This window comes from Neisseria sp. P0022.S010, from assembly GCF_051956635.1.
This window is the reverse complement of sequence record NZ_JBQCXF010000824.1, coordinates 1-563: the sequence shown is the minus strand read 5'-3', so window position 1 is coordinate 563 and position 563 is coordinate 1. Positions and strand designations below refer to the sequence as shown.

Below are 563 nucleotides of genomic sequence, written 5' to 3'. Positions count from 1 at the left end.
GATTAAGGTGTAGGGTGTGTGCGGTACGCACGCACGCGGTTTTTGTTGCTACCGAATGATTCCAAACCATGCCGTAATCCAGTCAGAAGCAAACGCAGCTTGGGTCATGTACCAACAAAACTCAATATCAAAGGCCGTCTGAATTTCAGACGGCCTTTCTGTTTTCATTTCAAACTGATTAATGCTTAAATTTAAGTTTTTGTTCAATCATCTAACATCAATCTTTCTCTACCGTAAAAAACAGTTTTTCCTGTTTCAAAGCATTACCGTCTGCATCGGTCAATGCTGCTTCTGCCGCAGAAAACTTGATAACGGCGAGACTTAGGCTGCCTTGTTCAGTCAGTGCTGTGTTGAGGATGACGCCTGCTTCTTCCTCACCGACTTTGACGGCAATACCGGCGGCTTCTAAAGCAAGCCGTAGCCCGCACCCCTGTCAACCGCGTGCGTGGCTAGACCACACACCCTACCACTGCGGGCGACGCAAACCTTAAGATTGAGGTGTAGGGTGTGTGCGGTACGCACGCACGCGGTTTTCGTTGTTACCAAATGATCCCAAACCATGC

Annotated in this window: 1 pseudogene; it reads right to left on the bottom strand. The window is 48.3% G+C overall.

From position 1 onward, the window contains the following. Positions 1–217 precede the first annotated feature (217 nt). Positions 218–412, bottom strand: a pseudogene (locus ACTHUT_RS21620) (YgfZ/GcvT domain-containing protein); the annotation flags it as partial. Positions 413–563 lie beyond the last annotated feature (151 nt).